Below are 15658 nucleotides of genomic sequence, written 5' to 3'. Positions count from 1 at the left end.
CATTTATTTAGATGCTTTTTTATTCCAGGTCTAGCCACTAAAGTGTCACTATCCAATAATGTTTTTTTATATCATAGTTTCACTCCTCCTTTTCATATCTATATGCAATTCTATGTACATGAATAGTCAAATATAATAATTCATCTTGTGATAATATATAATCAAAGTTGTTTTTTACAAATTCCCCAATATATTGAACACACTCAAAACTTTTTACGTATTGCTCTTTTACAATATTAAATAATGAGTCATCAAAATTATCATTATTTTTTTCTTTTAAAAATAATCGTTGAGCAAAAAATTTAAGGTGAGTAATGAACCGATAATAGTAAACAGAGTCTTCATTATATGTGATATTTAATCTTAATCTTATAATATTCAAAATATTTTGAATGAGACGTGTTGTCTCATATGCAATTGGTTTTTCACTATTTATCTGAGCATTCACAATGTTTAATGCAATAAATCCTGCTTCATCTTCATTTAATTGAATATTTTCTTTTTCTTTGATCAATTTTATTGCATGCAAACCAATATTAAATTCGTCGGGATAAAATCTTTTTATATCAATAAGTAAAGGATTAGTAATTAAAGTATGTGCTTTGGCTCTTTCTATTGTATATGCAATATGATCTGAAAGAGAAATATAAATGATATCATTCAGTCTTACTCCCATATTTATAGTTGCATATTGTATTATTTCTTCAGCTAAATCAAGATATTTAAAATCTATTTGTGATACTAGTTCTTCGAACTTTGATTTGACGCTATTGTCCAAACGATATATTTTTTCAATAGCAGCACTTTCAATTTCATCTCCACAACTTTTTTTATAAGAAATTCCCTTTCCTCGTACAATGACCTCTTCATCATTTTCAATACAAATCAGAGCATTATTATTTAAAATCTTAGAAATTATCATACTACGACTCCTTTCTAATAAATACATATAAAATAAAAGACCAGTCCACAACAAAACGTTGTAAACAGGTCCTGCTTAACTTAATAATCACAATACTGATTTACAAAATTAATATAGCATAAGATGTAAGCGTTGTCAATATAGTTAATTTCATTTATATAAGTTCATCTTACTAAAAAGATTCCTCTCATGAAGAGAAGAATCTTAATATCATTAAATTTCGTTAGCTGCGTTATAACCAGAACGAATGGCTTCCGCAATACTAGCTGTTCTATCACCTGAACAGTCACCTACATAAGTAAGTGGAGTCGTAACACCTTCAACATCCAGCGTATTCTTCTTAGAACCAACAGCCATGACAACCATATCGCAGTCAATTTCTACATCTTTTCCTTCTGCAGTGTTTGTTGCCAATACTTTCTTGCCATCATCAGTAATGCTATTTACTTTTGTATTCACATACTGAGTCACACCATTCTTCGTAAAGTCAGCCATGATCAATGGTAAGATCGTTCCAGATTCACCATTAGCGATCTTATCCATCATTTCAACAATAGATACCTTGCAGCCTTTTTCAAGCAGATATTCAGCCGTTTCTGTACCTACGAGCCCTCCACCAATCACAGCACAGTGACCACTTACGTTTACCTTACCTGCCAATACATCCCAGCTTGATACAACATTGCTTGAATCAGCACCTGGAATCGGTAACTGTAAATCATGAGCTCCTACAGCTACGATTACTGCATCCGCATCATTCATGATATCTTTTGTTGCTTCACTATTCAAATGTACATTGACATTTAAACGAGGAAGGATCTTTTCATAGTATTCAACTGAACGCTTGATTTCATCTTTTCTAGGTGGTACTGCTGCTAGATGAATCTGACCACCAACACGATCTTCTTTTTCATATACATCGACTTTATGTCCACGTAATGCAGCCACACGAGCAGCTTCAAGACCAGCAATACCTGCACCTACGATCACTACATGCTTGCTTTCTTCACTTGGTTTGATGAAGATCGTTCCTTCATCGCCATTTTCTGCATTTAATACACAAGAGATATATTTACGTCCCTGAATTGCATCAACACAACCTTTGTTACAGTTGAGACATTCACGGATTGGTTCGCCTCTTTCAGCTTTTAATGCGATATCTGGATCACATAATAATGAACGGCCATAACCAATCACATCAGCTTCACCATTATTCAAGATTTCTTCACCAGCTTCTACACTAACAACACGTCCAACTGTAGCTACTGGAATACTTACAGTTTCTTTTACACGTTTACAGATTGGCAATGTCCAGTTATATGGAACTGTTCCCATTGGTGGAATCGTATCACCCATGTTACCTGTATGGTTTGCCTGAGCCACCTGAATCATATCAACACCAGCTTCTTCCAGCTTCTTGGCAAACATGATACCTTCTTCTTCATATAAACCACCTTTACCACGATCACTGCCATCTGCATTTTTAGTAATGAAAGGAAGCTTATATTCTACCATCAATGATGGAGCTGCTTCTTTAATTGCTGTAACTACTTCTAAAGCATAACGAATACGATTTTCAAAAGACCCGCCATATTCATCTGTTCTGTGATTCAATACAGTTGAACATAAAGAACCTAATAAACGGTCACCATGTACTTCAATTGCATCTACACCGGCTTCCATCGCTCTTCTTGCACACTGAGCAATAGAATTTTTAATATCATCTAACTGTTCTTTTGTAGCTTCACTTACAAAGTGCTGCATATCATGATGTAATTTCGCATAAGCATCAGCCGTCACTTTCTTAGACTCTGCCATTTTTGCTTCAAAAGTAGCCATATCACCAGCTTCTTTTGCTTTCTGAGCAGCTACTCCAGCCATTCTGGCAGCCATGATCATTCTTCCTACGCCTGGCACATCATATTCAGGATGGAAGATCTGTAAAGCTAATTTACAGTCATATTCATGTAAAGAATCAGCCAGTTTCTTAAATGTAGGAATCTGAGAATCATCACATAGTTTTGGTGTTGGTGAAGCTGTATTGACAGGAGCAACATCACCGATAACAACATAAGATGCACCGCCTTTTGCCAGTCTTGTATAGAAATTGAAACTTCTTTCTCCAATGGAGCCATCTCTTTCCTCATAACCTGTTGTCAGAGGGGGAAACATCACACGATTTTTTAATGTCAGATTACCAACTTTGATTTCATCTAATAATTTCATAATTACCTCCTATTATAATTGTCTGGCGATTTCATATCCGTAAGAAATCGCATCTTTGATATTGCCGACCTTATGGGCATCGCCAATAAGGTGATAGCTAACATTTGCCTTCTTCAGCATTTCTTCTACACCTGGATCACTCTTATAACCTACGGCAAAGACTAACGTATCTGCATCATTAATACAATGTTCAACACCATCTTTGACATAATAGATCTTATCTGTTTCAACCTTCGTCACCTGTGCTTCACAGATCATTTCAATGCCTTTACGCATCATTCGCTGAACTAAAAGACTTCTACCTGGTCCGCTTTCATTCATCATGATACCTTTGGCCATTTCTAATACGATGATCTCACGATTTCGCAGATAAAGATCATGAACGACCGGAGCCAGATAATCCGCAGTTTCACAGCCAACGCTGCCACCACCGATAACAACGATCTTTCTTCCTGGGAAAGCAGCCCCTGTTAAGATATCATCGGCGCTCATCCACTGTTTAAAACCAGTAAGATTGTTCAGAATAATTGGTTTTGCTCCTGTTGACGCAATGACTTCATAACCAGCAAATTCATCCTCCAGCATTTCTTCATTGACAGCAGTATTATAACGAATATCAACATCCATCTGTTCCAGACGACGCTTCATAAACTTAACCACTCTTGTCAGATCCTGTTTGCCAATTGGAACTGAAGCAGCTTTGAGTGCACCACCAAGTTCATCATTAGCTTCACATAAAACGACATGATGTCCTCGTTTGGCAGCCACATAGGCAGCTTCCATACCGGCAACACCGCCACCGATCACCAATACATCCTTCTTCACTTCAGCACTCTTTAACGTATCCTCATTTTCAAGTTCAAAGGAAGGGTTGACCGTACAAGAAACTCTTTTACCAAACATGATACCATTGAGACAACGCAGACATCCGATACAAGGACGAATATCATCCTCTCTTCCTTCTTTTGCCTTATTCGCAAATTCAGGATCACACAAATTAGCACGTCCGATCATACAAGCATCTGCCTTACCATTCGCAATCAGTTCTTCTGCGATCCAAGGTTCTGTGATTCGTCCTACTGTTGTTACCGGAATAGAAACATGCTTTTTGATCTCAGCCGATAATGCCGCATGAGATCCCATCTTTGTTCCAGGAGCCGGAATCGAGCTTCCACGAGCAATCGTCGTACCTCCAGATACATGAAGCATATCAACACCTGCTTTTTCTAACTGTTTCGCAACATAGATCATATCATTGATATTTAGGCCACCATCACTATATTCATCACCTGAAATACGCACATCAATGATAAAATCCTTACCGCATTTGCGACGCACCTCATCAATAACTTCTAAGGTCAATCTCAAACGTCCGTTAATATCGCCGCCATACTCATCTACACGTTTATTATACAAAGGTGAGAGGAATCCTCCCAAAAGTCCGTGTGCATGAGCCGCATGAATTTCTACACCATCTCCGCCAGCCTGTTTAACACGATAAGCAGCTTCTCCAAATTGTCGAATGATAACTTTCAATTCATCCTTTGTAACCGGACGTGGTGCTTCTTTCGCATAATATGGACCAACATGACTTGGTGCAATCAGCTGTGGTGTTCCCGGAATCGGAAAAGCCATATAAGCTGGATGAAATAATTGAGGCAATATCTTTGCACCATATTCATGAACACCATCGACTAGCTTTTTCCAGCCTTCAATAAATGAATCATCATGAATTGACATATCACCTGGAAGATAAACATAGGTAGGCTCAACTGTAACAACTTCTGTTACGAAAAGACCAACACCACCTTTGGCACGAGCTTTATAATGTTCTACCAGCTCATCTGTCACATATCCCTTGTTCCCTAGATTTGTTGACAAAGGAGGCATAAAAATTCGGTTCTTTACAACCGTTTCACCTATTTTGATCGGTGAAAACAAATGTGGATATTTATCCATCTGTATCAACTCCTTTATGGTTTCATTCTAACATACTTTGTGCATTTTTTCACCAGTATATCTTGATAGTAAAGGTTGTTTTTTGTCATTATTTGCACTTTTTATTCTACCATCAAGAACAAAAAAAGACGTTTGATTTACGTCTTCTTTTCCCCAAAAGATAATCGTATAATATCTTTTTCTACTACAAACTGACTCGCCTCTTCCTTCATTGACATAGAATAGCCTGCAGACTGTTTTGTTAATACAATTTTTTCATCTTCATATAAAAGAGAATCTTTTTGTGTCAAATGAGCTAATAAAGATAACTGCTTTTCATCTAAAGCCATTTCCTGATCACGATTTTCTTCATTATATTTCATGTTACGTACAAATTGTTTACGATAACTGCTTGGCAAGATACCATACATCTCCTTAAAAGCCACTGTATATGCTTTAGCATTCGGCATTCCACAATCCCTGGCAATCTCCTCAATCGTATGTTTTCCTTCAAGCAGCGCCTCTAATGAAGCTCTTAGACGTACATAAGAGAGATACTTCACAAAAGGTATCTGATTATATTTTTTAAACAGCTTTGAAGTATAAGAAATACTAAAATTCAATGTCTTCGCAATGTCTTCTAAACGCAGATCTTCCTGATAATGACGATCAATATAGCGAATAGCCTTCATATAGTTTTCATTGTGCTGTGAGGATAAAGGCAATTCTTCAATTGAATATTCTCTAGAATCAGAAGCAATGGCCATTAGCTCCATCATCAGCTTATTCAATTCAAAAATATTATAATCTTTCTTCTGAAGCAAGCCAATAAGCTGTCCAATACATTTCTTAAAAGAATCAAGTATCAACTTATGACAATTTTCAGTACAAATCATAGAAAGAAAAGATTTTCGATGCCCTACCATTGAATCCGGAAGCTTAGAAAAATCAATATGAATCGTTAAGACAACATTTTCACCTTTCCCATGGCAACAAATCTTATGAATATCATCCGGAGCAATCAAAGCCAGTTCATGTTCCCGTAACAATCCTGAAAAATGCTCAGTAATGACCTCATATTCTCCCTTTAACACATAACAGATTTCAAGACTTGGAATACGTGAAAAAACGACCCGCTCAAAACTATTGATGCTTAAGCTTAAAGGATAACCAAATTTCTGACCGGAAAAGTCATAATAGTAGTCCATATTCTGCATATCCGTTTCCTCCAAAATTATTTTTTCTCATTAGCCTCACGCAATCCTTCAAGCATTCGATGTCCTATTCTTTTTTGTTTTGATTCGTATTCTTTCATACCTGTTTCACAAACAAAAGCAACTTCTTTCTCAAATTCACGTGCCGATATACGTAAAGCCTGTTGCCCGGAAATAATAAGCTGCTCCAGAAAATCACTCGTTGCGACCCGAACCTGATAGTCCTCATTCATTTCATGCGTAGCCTTCTCAATATAAGCATCCGCTGTCTGTGCCGTTTTTGTGTAAACGATATAGATGCTGCCATTATAAGTCATACTGCCAATATTATCTTTTACCTTATATGCATCAAACACTAAGATCAGTAAACATTTTCGATATCCCTGATAACTAGAAAGAATATCGATCAGACGATTCCTTGCGGCATCCAGATTATCTTTTGCCAATAAAGCCAGCTCTTCCCATGCATGAATGATATTATACCCATCCACTAATAGACACTGTTTCTTGATATCACTTTTAACCTCAATATTCTCCTCTATCTCCACTTTCGAAGGGCGATATAGCCTTGTTTGAATAGGCCCATAGGTTCGCTCATAGACTCTTAAAACCTCTTCTTCATCCACTTTTCTTGGCTGATACGGACGATACTTTTCCGCATCACTACGAACTACTTTTTTTAAATGCATATACTGTTCAACTTTATCATAAGGAACTAAAAAACCTGCTCCATTACGGCAAAAAACAGAACCACATGGATTTTCAATATCACTATCACAATCATAACCGATAGAAGCTATTACCTCATTCTGATCCACACATTCTTCATAGCCTGCAAGACTACAGATCATTTTTCCTCGTCCCTTTGTATAATTCAAAACTTCAAGCTGATAATTACGCATAAGCCTTACTGGTGCCTTCCCGCTTAATACGCTCATTTCTCCCTGGTTTTCTTCAACTTGAAATGTACCATGCATCTTTTCAATATCATAGATAGCTCGGCTTAAAACATTCGCAGGAAGCGTTAACTGAAAGGCATAATACGGTTCTAAAAGTAGACTAGTTGTACTTCTTAGCCCCTGTCGCAGTGCACGATAGGTCGCTTCCCGAAAATCACCGCCTTCAGTATGTTTAGGATGAGCTTTCCCTGTTACAAGCGTTATTTTCATATCTGTGATTGACGAACCAGTCAATACACCCTTATGAACTTTTTCTTCAAGATGAGTCATCACTAATCGCTGCCAGTTTTTTGCCAGCACATCCTCACTACAGCGATTGTCAAATATAAGACCTTCTCCTCTTTGTAAAGGTTCTAATAATAAATGTACTTCTGCATAATGACGTAAAGGTTCAAAGTGACCCACACCTTCTACAGATTCAGTAATCGTTTCTTTAAAAATGACACTTCCCTGATCAAATTCAACTTCTACTGAAAAACGATCTAAAATCAGATTCTTTAATATTTCGATTTGAACTTCTCCCATGACCTGAAGATAGATCTGTTTAGAAGCCTCTTCATAACTCACCATCAGCTGTGGATCTTCTTCACTTAACATCTTTAAATTTCTGACCATATTTAATACATCGCATGCTTCAGGCAATATCAGACGATATTTCATATAACTTGTTAGAAGTGGTGCATGTGATGGTTTTTCATAACCCAAGGCATCATGAATCTGTACTTCATTTAAACCACTAACAGCACAAATTTCACCTGCCTCAACACTTTGAACACTTTCATAACGATCCCCTGAATAAAGACGAATCTGATCCGCCTTTTCCTCGTTGATCTTCTCTTTGACCTTTAAACTGCCTCCTGTAATTTTTAAATGAACCCATTTTTTATGATCTTCATGAGTAATTTTAAAAACACGTGCTCCAAACTGCGAAGGGTATGTCTTCTTTACAGTATAAGTATCTAAAAGGTCCAATAGACGTTCTACATGATCTCCTTTCAAAGCACTCCCAAATACACAACCAAAAAGATGTAAAGAAGCAATTTCCTGTTGAATGGTACGATCATCAATCTTATGGTCCATATATTTTTGAAACATTTCATCACTGCTGGTAGCCATCTGTTCGATAGCTTCTTCCATCGATAAAGTTACATCTGTAATTCTCATATCTAACTGATGTAAATCTTCCATCAGCTTATCTTTTGATAAATAACTAATATCCATCTTATTCACAAAGATAAATACCGGTATCTGATAATGCATCAATAAGCGCCAGATCGTCTCAGTATGACTTTGTACTCCATCACATCCATTGACCACTAAAATAGCCGCATCCAATACAGATAAGCTTCTCTCCATTTCACTTGAAAAGTCCACATGTCCTGGCGTATCAATCAATGTAAAACGCGTATTTTTCCATGAAAAACGTGCCTGCTTAGAAAAAATCGTAATACCTCGATCTCTTTCCTGTGGATCATAATCTAAAAATGCATCCTGATGATCCACTCTTCCTTTTTTTCGAATGGCTCCTGTCAGATAAAGCAGACTTTCAGACAAAGTTGTCTTTCCCGCATCAACATGAGCTAAGATTCCTATCACCTGATGATTCATACTACCATTATAATATTGAACATAAAAGAAAAAAAGAGTTATTTTTCAAACTCTTTATAATACCTTTCTTGATTGCCAGCCTTGATAAATACCGTTATGTTTGATCGCCTGATTAGCAAGATAATATACATTTACAAGTAATTCACTGCGGCTAATCGGTGCAATATGAAGTACACTTAACTGTAAAGGATTTTCTCCACGAGTAACGACATAACCTTTTTCAATGACTGCATGTTTAAATGCTTCCATATCTTCTTCAGTCTTAAAATCAACAAAATGCTGGATCGGTCTTTCTTCTTCTAAATGATCATCTGCATCCGCAAGCTGTGAGATAACAGAATCACTTTGCTGTTCAAGCTGAGTTTTCAAGTTCTGATCAATTTCATCCGTCATAGGATTCTCATTTGTTTCAGGTTTTATATCTGCTTCTGTTTCACAGTTGCATCCAATATCACCTTCATCTTCATCTTCTGTCTCATCTTCACCAGCAAGCATATCCAATTCATGATCTAGATATTTCTTTTCTTCGTTTTCTTTTTTCAGTTTATAGGCAACTGCTCCGGCAATTGCACCTAATACTACGATAGCTGTTAATGTTTTTTTCATAATATCACCACTTTCTTTCTCCTATTCTATCATGTTTGTTTTCTTTTTTCTACTAATAGCTAATCCATCTCCTTCATTTATGAATGAAGTGTCATAATTCTCATTGTTTTCTAAATAAACAATATAATTCTTTATTTTTCTTACAAGTCCTCTTAAGTTACGAGACATCTCTCTTTCAGGATGTTCCACATATCCGTGAAAAGAAAGATTATCACTGACGATCACGCCATCATCATTTAATAACTTTTCATATTTTTCAAAGAAACGAATATACTGGGCCTTAGCTGCATCTATAAAAATACAATCAAATTTTCCATCAATATCCATTTCTAGCGCATCACCGTGAATAAGTGTAACTTGTTTTTTTAAGCCGCTTCTTTCAATATTTTCTACTGCCTTCATATATCGTTCATCATCTCTTTCAATTGTAACGATATGAATATCGGGATCAAGACGGGCCAATTGTATTGCACTATAACCAATTGCACTGCCGATTTCTAGGATGCTTTTGATATGATTTTCAATAATTAGCCTCTGAAAAAAAGCAAGTCCTTCTTTCTGCATGATCGGTATATCATATTCAACTGCATATTTTTCCATTTCTTCTATTAGTTTGTTCATGAAAATATTATATCATACTCAAATCTAGAGGTACATTTATTTTCTGATCATTGTGAAAGATTGTATACCTAAACTTAGACGTTCTGGAAAAGAACATAAAATTTGATCTTTATCTGTGTCATATGTCAACTGAATTTGTTCATCTTCTATGTTATAAGTTTCATCATTCAATTCTATTGAATAGATATATAAGTTATTAAAATTCATTTCAAAGTTTATTTGACCCTTCCATGACCATGTTTCTGACCATCTGTCATTTAAATAAACATCAAAACTTACATTATTATCATGTGCATTTAATATGAAATAATAATTACGTTCTTCCGGCTGATAGATATATTCCCCTTGTAAATTATTTGATAACAAATCATTGGTTTCCTTGTATCTTTGCATATAGAAAATAATATTTAAGATAAGTGAAAGAATCAATACTACAGTCATACCATATTTCCGTATTAATCTTTTTTTATTGGTTTCTTTTTGTTTTTTACCAAATACAACTTCATCTAACGTCACATTGAATAACTTTGATAAGATAAGCAAATTATTGGTATCTGGTAATACTTCATTGCTTTCCCATCTTGATATTGTCTGTCTTGATACATTACATTTCTGTGCCAGTTCTTCTTGTGAAAGATGATTCGCTTTTCTAAGCTGTCTGATATTATTTCCAATATTCATAAGTAACCTCCTAATTTTATTTTACTTATTCCATATAAGAAAACTACCCCTTTTATGTTTATTTTTGTCACATCTATGTTACATTATAAGAAAAGGAAGTCATTACGACTTCCATTCTCTGCTTTAAGTATATCTAATTTATAAAACCTGATGATCATTTTTTCCGCTCATAGATCTTTTCCACGAGCATGCTGCCAAATTTTGAACCAGCAATCAGAATCAAAGCTATTACACCTACATCTAATAAAATAGACATTGAGCGTATCGGCAGCATACTGATAATATCATGTGCCCAGAATAATCCGACGGCAATACCTATATAAACGAAAACTAAAATAATCTTTCTTAATAAAGTAAATGGATGAGAGACTTTTGTTAGCACAATACATCCATTGATCGCAATGGTAATGACAGCAAGCTGAGTAATTACTTCTGAACTGAAACCCTGTATCGAAGCTATTATATATATGTAAATAATACATAAAATGACACTTACTGCAGATGGCAATGATACTTTGATCACATTTTCTAAAAATTTCTTTTCTACACGGTTGCGGTTAGGTTCAATGGCCATAAAGAAGGCTGGGATACCTATTGTTAATGAAGATACAAAAGTCAGATGAATTGGCACAAACGGATATTCAAATGGCAAAATAATTGTTATAAAAGCTAAAAGAATTGAAAAAATAGTCTTTGTCAGAAAGAGCGTTGCCACACGCTGAATGTTATTGATGACCCTTCGACCTTCATATAAAACTTCAGGCAATGCATCAAAATTTGAATCTAAGAGTACTAGATTGGCACTTGATTTTGCCACATCACTGCCACTTGCCATTGCAATGCTGACATCTGCTTCTTTAAAAGCCAGTACATCATTAACTCCATCACCACTCATCCCCACACAATGACCTTGCCTTTTTAAAGCAGCTATCAGTGCTTTTTTTTGTTTAGGTGTGACTCTGCCAAAAATATGATACTTGTTTGCTGCCTCTTCAATTTCATCATCATTTAATTGAGAAGCATCTATATAGGAATCATAGTGTTCAAGATGAACACGCTTTGCTATCTGACTGACAGTCAATGGATGATCCCCACTGATAATTTTGATATCTACATCCTGTTTTTTGAAATAATCAAGTGTTTCCCTTGCATCTTCACGTATCTTATCCAATAAATAGATATCTCCGATCCATTCTAAATGCTTTAATTCTAAATCTTCCGGTGTTGTCTTTGCAACACTGATTACACGGTAACCTTTCGCACTAGCATCTTCGACACTTTTCAATTGTTTTTTATCAGGCTGATTCATGATAAAAGAATAAGCACCCATAATATAGATAGCATCACGATAAATAACACCACTGTATTTTTTTGAAGAATTAAATGGCAGAGTTTTAACACATTCGAAACTTTTTTCTGGTATAAAATATTCACGAATCGCATCAATCGTTGCATTCGCATCCTCAAGATCATGAGTCATATTTTTCATGATTTCTTTAAAATGTTTATTTTCTGAACGATAACTATCTACGATCATCTTTCCTTCAGTAATCGTCCCCGTTTTATCTAAACAAAGCACATCGACACGGGCCAGCGTTTCTATGCAGTATAGCTCCTGTACAAGAGTACGATGCCTTGCCAGATTAATAACACCTACAGCTAAGGCAATGCTTGTAAGAATGACCAGTCCTTCCGGTATCATACCAATCAAAGCTGCACTTGTATTTAGGATACTGTCTTTTAATGTTCCATTTAAGATGAAATATTGTTTTGAAAAAAGGATGATTCCTAATGGTATAATAGCAATACCAATATATTTTATAATCTTATTCAACATATCTCTCAATTCAGAAGGATATTTTGAATATTTCTTTGCATCTTTGGTCATCTTGGCTGCATAATTATCATTTCCAACATGAACAGCCTGTACATAGGCATTACCACCTGTTACAAAACTACCGGAATATAAAAAATCTCCTTCGTTTTTAATAATCGTGTGACTTTCACCTGTCAGTAAAGATTCATCTACTTCTAAAGACCCTTGTCTTACGATACTATCACTGACTATTTGATTACCCATTTTTAATTTCAATATATCATCAATAACAATTTCTTCAACAGAAATTTGTTTTTCTCTTCCATCACGTATACAAGAGACCTTCATCGAGTGAATCAAAGAAATCTTATCCAAAACTCTTTTTGTTCTTATCTCCTGAAATGTACCTATGATAATATTTGAAATCACTACTCCTAAAAAAAGAAGATTACGGTAAGAGCCTGTAAATATGATCAATCCGGCGAGAATTACATTGATCAAATTAAATAATGTTAAAAGATTATCTTTAATTATCTGCTTATATGATTTTGTTGTATCCTGATCGGAAATATTGATCAGTCCTTTTGCAATACGATCATGAACTTCCTGCTGATTCAATCCTTTTTTAACATCAATTTCTTTCATTTTTATCAATCACCCACGTGCATTATTTTATCATAAGCCTAAATAAAAAGCGAGAATCCTCGCTAAATAATACAAAACTGTAAGTTAAAAAAAGGTGAAGTTTCCCCCACCTTATTAGTCAACTAACTTTAAGATTGCCATTGGAGCACAGTCACCACGACGGTTTCCTGTTTTGATAACCTTTGTATATCCTCCATTACGATCTTTATATTTAGGACCGATTTCATTGAATAATTTCTGCAGAGCAGTTGTACCAGTCTTTTCATCAACGACAACATCGCGAATATAGCTGGCAGCCTGACGGCGTGCATGAAGATCGCCACGCTTTGCAAGAGTGATCAATTCATCGACAACACTGCGAAGATCCTTCGCTTTCATTTCAGTTGTTTCGATTGATCCATGTGCAATCACGCTTGTAGCCATATTTCTCAGCATGGCTTTACGGTGGTCTGCAGTACGTCCAAATCTACGATTCCACATAATTTTTATCCTCCTTTAACACCTATTCAAAACTCTTAAAAGTCAAACCTAAGTCATAGATTTTTTCTTTTACTTCTTTTAATGATTTCTTACCTAAGTTTCTTACTCTCATCATTTCGTCCTCAGTCTTCTGAGTCAGCTCTTCTACTGTCTGAATACCAGCACGTTTCAAGCAGTTATAACTACGGACAGATAAGTCTAAGTCTTCAATCATCATAACAAGACCCTTATTTACAGGATCTCCTTGAGCTTCTTTCATGACTGATTCATAGTCATTGACAGCTTCATGTACATTTGTAAGTAATTCTAAGTGGTCAATTAATATTTTAGCACCCAATGCAATTGATTCCTGAGGTGTAATAGAACCATTGGTCCATACCTCAAAAATAATCTTATCAAACTTAGCATTCTGACCAACACGTGTTGGTTCAACTGAGTAAGATACTCTTTCAATTGGTGTATAAATAGAGTCCGTATAAATCGTTCCTAAAGGCTGGTTTTGTGTCTGATACATCTGTTTATTTAATTCGGCATTAACATAACCTCGGCCATTATGAGCCTGAAGTTCCATTTCTAAAACTCCGTCTTCTTCCAAATGACAGATTACTAAATCTTTATTTAAAACCTTAACACCTTCCGGACAAATAATATCGCCCGCCGTTACAACACCGGGACCCTTTTTTGAAATACGCAGAGTATATACTTCATCATCAGCAATTTCCATAATGAGAGTCTTGATGCTTAAAATAATAGCTGTCACATCTTCCTTTACACCGGGAATCGATGTGAACTCGTGATAAATTCCGTCAACTTTAATTGAAAATACGGCAGCTCCCGGTAAAGAGGAGATCAAAACACGTCTTAGTGCATTCCCAATAGTCTGGCCGAAACCTCTTTCTAATGGTTCAATCACGAATTTTCCATAATTCTCTGAGTCAACAAACTCTTTTACTTCAAAATGTGCACGTTCGAATTTTTGCATTACGATACCTCCTCAATTAAAAGTTTAAAATTAACCACGTGGCCGTTTTGGTGGACGACATCCGTTGTGTGGAATTGGAGTTACATCGTTAATTAATGTAATTTCTAATCCTGCAACTTGCAATGCTCTGACAGCTGCTTCACGTCCTGGTCCCGGACCTTTTACGTTAACTGCTACTGTTTTCATACCGTTATCAACGGCAGCTTTTCCTGCTGCTTCTCCAGCCTGCTGAGCAGCAAAAGGAGTAGACTTACGAGAACCTTTATAACCTAACGCACCTGCGCTTGACCATGCAATCGCATTTCCTGCTTCGTCAGTGATCGTTACGATCGTATTGTTGAAAGTTGAATGAATATGAGCTACCCCACGGGCAACATTCTTTCTAACACGACGTTTACGAGCACCAGCGGCTTTTTTAATCTTTGCCATAGTTTCTACCTCCTAAGTCCTATTTCTTCTTACCCGCAATAGCACGAGCCGGACCTTTACGTGTATGCGCGTTTGTCTTTGTACGCTGTCCTCTTACAGGCAATCCTTTTCTATGACGGATGCCTCTGTAACAGCCGATTTCCATTAAACGTTTGATGTTTAACTGAACTTCACGACGTAAATCACCTTCAGTTTTGATTTCGTCTACTTTTGCACGGATTGCGTTTTCCTGAGCTTCTGTTAAGTCTTTAACACGAATATCTTCAGAAATACCGCATTCCTTCAATATTTTCTTTGATGTTGGTACACCGATACCATATACATAAGTTAATGATATTACTACACGTTTGTCACGTGGAATATCTACACCTGCAATACGAGCCATATTGTTTTTTCCTCCATTTTAACCTTGTCTTTGTTTGTGCTTAGGATTTTCACAAATAACCATCACACGACCTTTACGTTTGATGATGCGGCACTTATCGCATATTGGTTTGACAGATGGTCTTACTTTCATGCGTGTTTCCTCCT

Annotated in this window: 14 protein-coding genes; all 14 read right to left on the bottom strand. The window is 36.0% G+C overall.

What is annotated here, in order from left to right; genetic code table 11:
- Nucleotides 1–79 precede the first annotated feature (79 nt).
- On the bottom strand, nucleotides 80–922 hold the full coding sequence (gene licT / locus BQ5367_RS07945) for a BglG family transcription antiterminator LicT (RefSeq protein ID WP_071442004.1): 843 nt from the start codon (nucleotides 920–922) through the stop codon (nucleotides 80–82).
- A 213-nt stretch (nucleotides 923–1135) separates the two neighbouring features.
- Nucleotides 1136–3148 carry a bilirubin reductase, long form gene (bilR, locus tag BQ5367_RS07940; protein WP_071442003.1) on the bottom strand — a complete coding sequence of 671 codons (2013 nt, stop codon included), beginning with the start codon at nucleotides 3146–3148 and terminating at the stop codon, nucleotides 1136–1138.
- A gap of 12 nt (nucleotides 3149–3160) precedes the next feature.
- Nucleotides 3161–5107, bottom strand: coding sequence for an FAD-dependent oxidoreductase (locus BQ5367_RS07935; protein WP_071442002.1), 1947 nt, complete (start codon nucleotides 5105–5107; stop codon nucleotides 3161–3163).
- A gap of 137 nt (nucleotides 5108–5244) precedes the next feature.
- A complete protein-coding gene (locus BQ5367_RS07930) occupies nucleotides 5245–6303 on the bottom strand; it encodes a helix-turn-helix transcriptional regulator (protein ID WP_071442001.1) in 1059 nt (352 codons plus the stop codon).
- 17 nt (nucleotides 6304–6320) lie between these two features.
- The gene (locus BQ5367_RS07925) at nucleotides 6321–8867 is read right to left on the bottom strand and encodes a translation factor GTPase family protein (RefSeq protein ID WP_071442000.1); all 2547 of its coding nucleotides are present in this window, start codon (nucleotides 8865–8867) and stop codon (nucleotides 6321–6323) included.
- 54 nt (nucleotides 8868–8921) lie between these two features.
- On the bottom strand, nucleotides 8922–9473 hold the full coding sequence (locus BQ5367_RS07920) for a ribonuclease E inhibitor RraB (RefSeq protein ID WP_071441999.1): 552 nt from the start codon (nucleotides 9471–9473) through the stop codon (nucleotides 8922–8924).
- 21 nt (nucleotides 9474–9494) lie between these two features.
- Nucleotides 9495–10094 (bottom strand): O-methyltransferase, encoded by a 600-nt coding sequence (locus tag BQ5367_RS07915; RefSeq protein WP_071441998.1) that lies wholly within the window; start codon nucleotides 10092–10094, stop codon nucleotides 9495–9497.
- A gap of 36 nt (nucleotides 10095–10130) precedes the next feature.
- Complete coding sequence (locus BQ5367_RS07910) at nucleotides 10131–10775, bottom strand: helix-turn-helix domain-containing protein (RefSeq protein ID WP_071441997.1); 645 nt, start codon at nucleotides 10773–10775, stop codon at nucleotides 10131–10133.
- 154 nt (nucleotides 10776–10929) lie between these two features.
- The gene (locus tag BQ5367_RS07905) at nucleotides 10930–13236 is read right to left on the bottom strand and encodes an HAD-IC family P-type ATPase (RefSeq protein WP_083383204.1); all 2307 of its coding nucleotides are present in this window, start codon (nucleotides 13234–13236) and stop codon (nucleotides 10930–10932) included.
- 114 nt (nucleotides 13237–13350) lie between these two features.
- A complete protein-coding gene (gene rplQ, locus BQ5367_RS07900; RefSeq protein WP_071441996.1) occupies nucleotides 13351–13716 on the bottom strand; it encodes a 50S ribosomal protein L17 in 366 nt (121 codons plus the stop codon).
- A 22-nt stretch (nucleotides 13717–13738) separates the two neighbouring features.
- On the bottom strand, nucleotides 13739–14698 hold the full coding sequence (locus tag BQ5367_RS07895; protein WP_071441995.1) for a DNA-directed RNA polymerase subunit alpha: 960 nt from the start codon (nucleotides 14696–14698) through the stop codon (nucleotides 13739–13741).
- Nucleotides 14699–14728: 30 nt separating this feature from the next.
- Nucleotides 14729–15127 carry a 30S ribosomal protein S11 gene (rpsK, locus tag BQ5367_RS07890; RefSeq protein WP_071441994.1) on the bottom strand — a complete coding sequence of 133 codons (399 nt, stop codon included), beginning with the start codon at nucleotides 15125–15127 and terminating at the stop codon, nucleotides 14729–14731.
- 19 nt (nucleotides 15128–15146) lie between these two features.
- Nucleotides 15147–15512, bottom strand: coding sequence for a 30S ribosomal protein S13 (gene rpsM / locus BQ5367_RS07885; protein ID WP_071441993.1), 366 nt, complete (start codon nucleotides 15510–15512; stop codon nucleotides 15147–15149).
- 18 nt (nucleotides 15513–15530) lie between these two features.
- A complete protein-coding gene (gene rpmJ, locus BQ5367_RS07880; RefSeq protein WP_022936356.1) occupies nucleotides 15531–15644 on the bottom strand; it encodes a 50S ribosomal protein L36 in 114 nt (37 codons plus the stop codon).
- Between the last annotated feature and the right edge of the window lie 14 nt (nucleotides 15645–15658).

Source organism: Traorella massiliensis (genome assembly GCF_900104665.1).
Lineage (GTDB): Bacteria > Bacillota_I > Bacilli_A > Erysipelotrichales > Erysipelotrichaceae > Traorella > Traorella massiliensis.
This window is presented reverse-complemented; position numbering and strand designations above follow the sequence as displayed.

Excerpts from the sequence above, each read along its gene's own strand:
- licT (WP_071442004.1), bottom strand. The coding sequence starts at position 922 with ATGATAATTTCTAAGATTTTAAATAATAATGCTCTGATTTGTATTGAA.
- bilR (WP_071442003.1), bottom strand. The coding sequence starts at position 3,148 with ATGAAATTATTAGATGAAATCAAAGTTGGTAATCTGACATTAAAAAAT.
- BQ5367_RS07935 (WP_071442002.1), bottom strand. The coding sequence starts at position 5,107 with ATGGATAAATATCCACATTTGTTTTCACCGATCAAAATAGGTGAAACG.
- BQ5367_RS07930 (WP_071442001.1), bottom strand. The coding sequence starts at position 6,303 with ATGCAGAATATGGACTACTATTATGACTTTTCCGGTCAGAAATTTGGT.
- BQ5367_RS07925 (WP_071442000.1), bottom strand. The coding sequence starts at position 8,867 with ATGAATCATCAGGTGATAGGAATCTTAGCTCATGTTGATGCGGGAAAG.
- BQ5367_RS07920 (WP_071441999.1), bottom strand. The coding sequence starts at position 9,473 with ATGAAAAAAACATTAACAGCTATCGTAGTATTAGGTGCAATTGCCGGA.
- BQ5367_RS07915 (WP_071441998.1), bottom strand. The coding sequence starts at position 10,094 with ATGAACAAACTAATAGAAGAAATGGAAAAATATGCAGTTGAATATGAT.
- BQ5367_RS07910 (WP_071441997.1), bottom strand. The coding sequence starts at position 10,775 with ATGAATATTGGAAATAATATCAGACAGCTTAGAAAAGCGAATCATCTT.
- BQ5367_RS07905 (WP_083383204.1), bottom strand. The coding sequence starts at position 13,236 with ATGAAAGAAATTGATGTTAAAAAAGGATTGAATCAGCAGGAAGTTCAT.
- rplQ (WP_071441996.1), bottom strand. The coding sequence starts at position 13,716 with ATGTGGAATCGTAGATTTGGACGTACTGCAGACCACCGTAAAGCCATG.
- BQ5367_RS07895 (WP_071441995.1), bottom strand. The coding sequence starts at position 14,698 with ATGCAAAAATTCGAACGTGCACATTTTGAAGTAAAAGAGTTTGTTGAC.
- rpsK (WP_071441994.1), bottom strand. The coding sequence starts at position 15,127 with ATGGCAAAGATTAAAAAAGCCGCTGGTGCTCGTAAACGTCGTGTTAGA.
- rpsM (WP_071441993.1), bottom strand. The coding sequence starts at position 15,512 with ATGGCTCGTATTGCAGGTGTAGATATTCCACGTGACAAACGTGTAGTA.
- rpmJ (WP_022936356.1), bottom strand. The coding sequence starts at position 15,644 with ATGAAAGTAAGACCATCTGTCAAACCAATATGCGATAAGTGCCGCATC.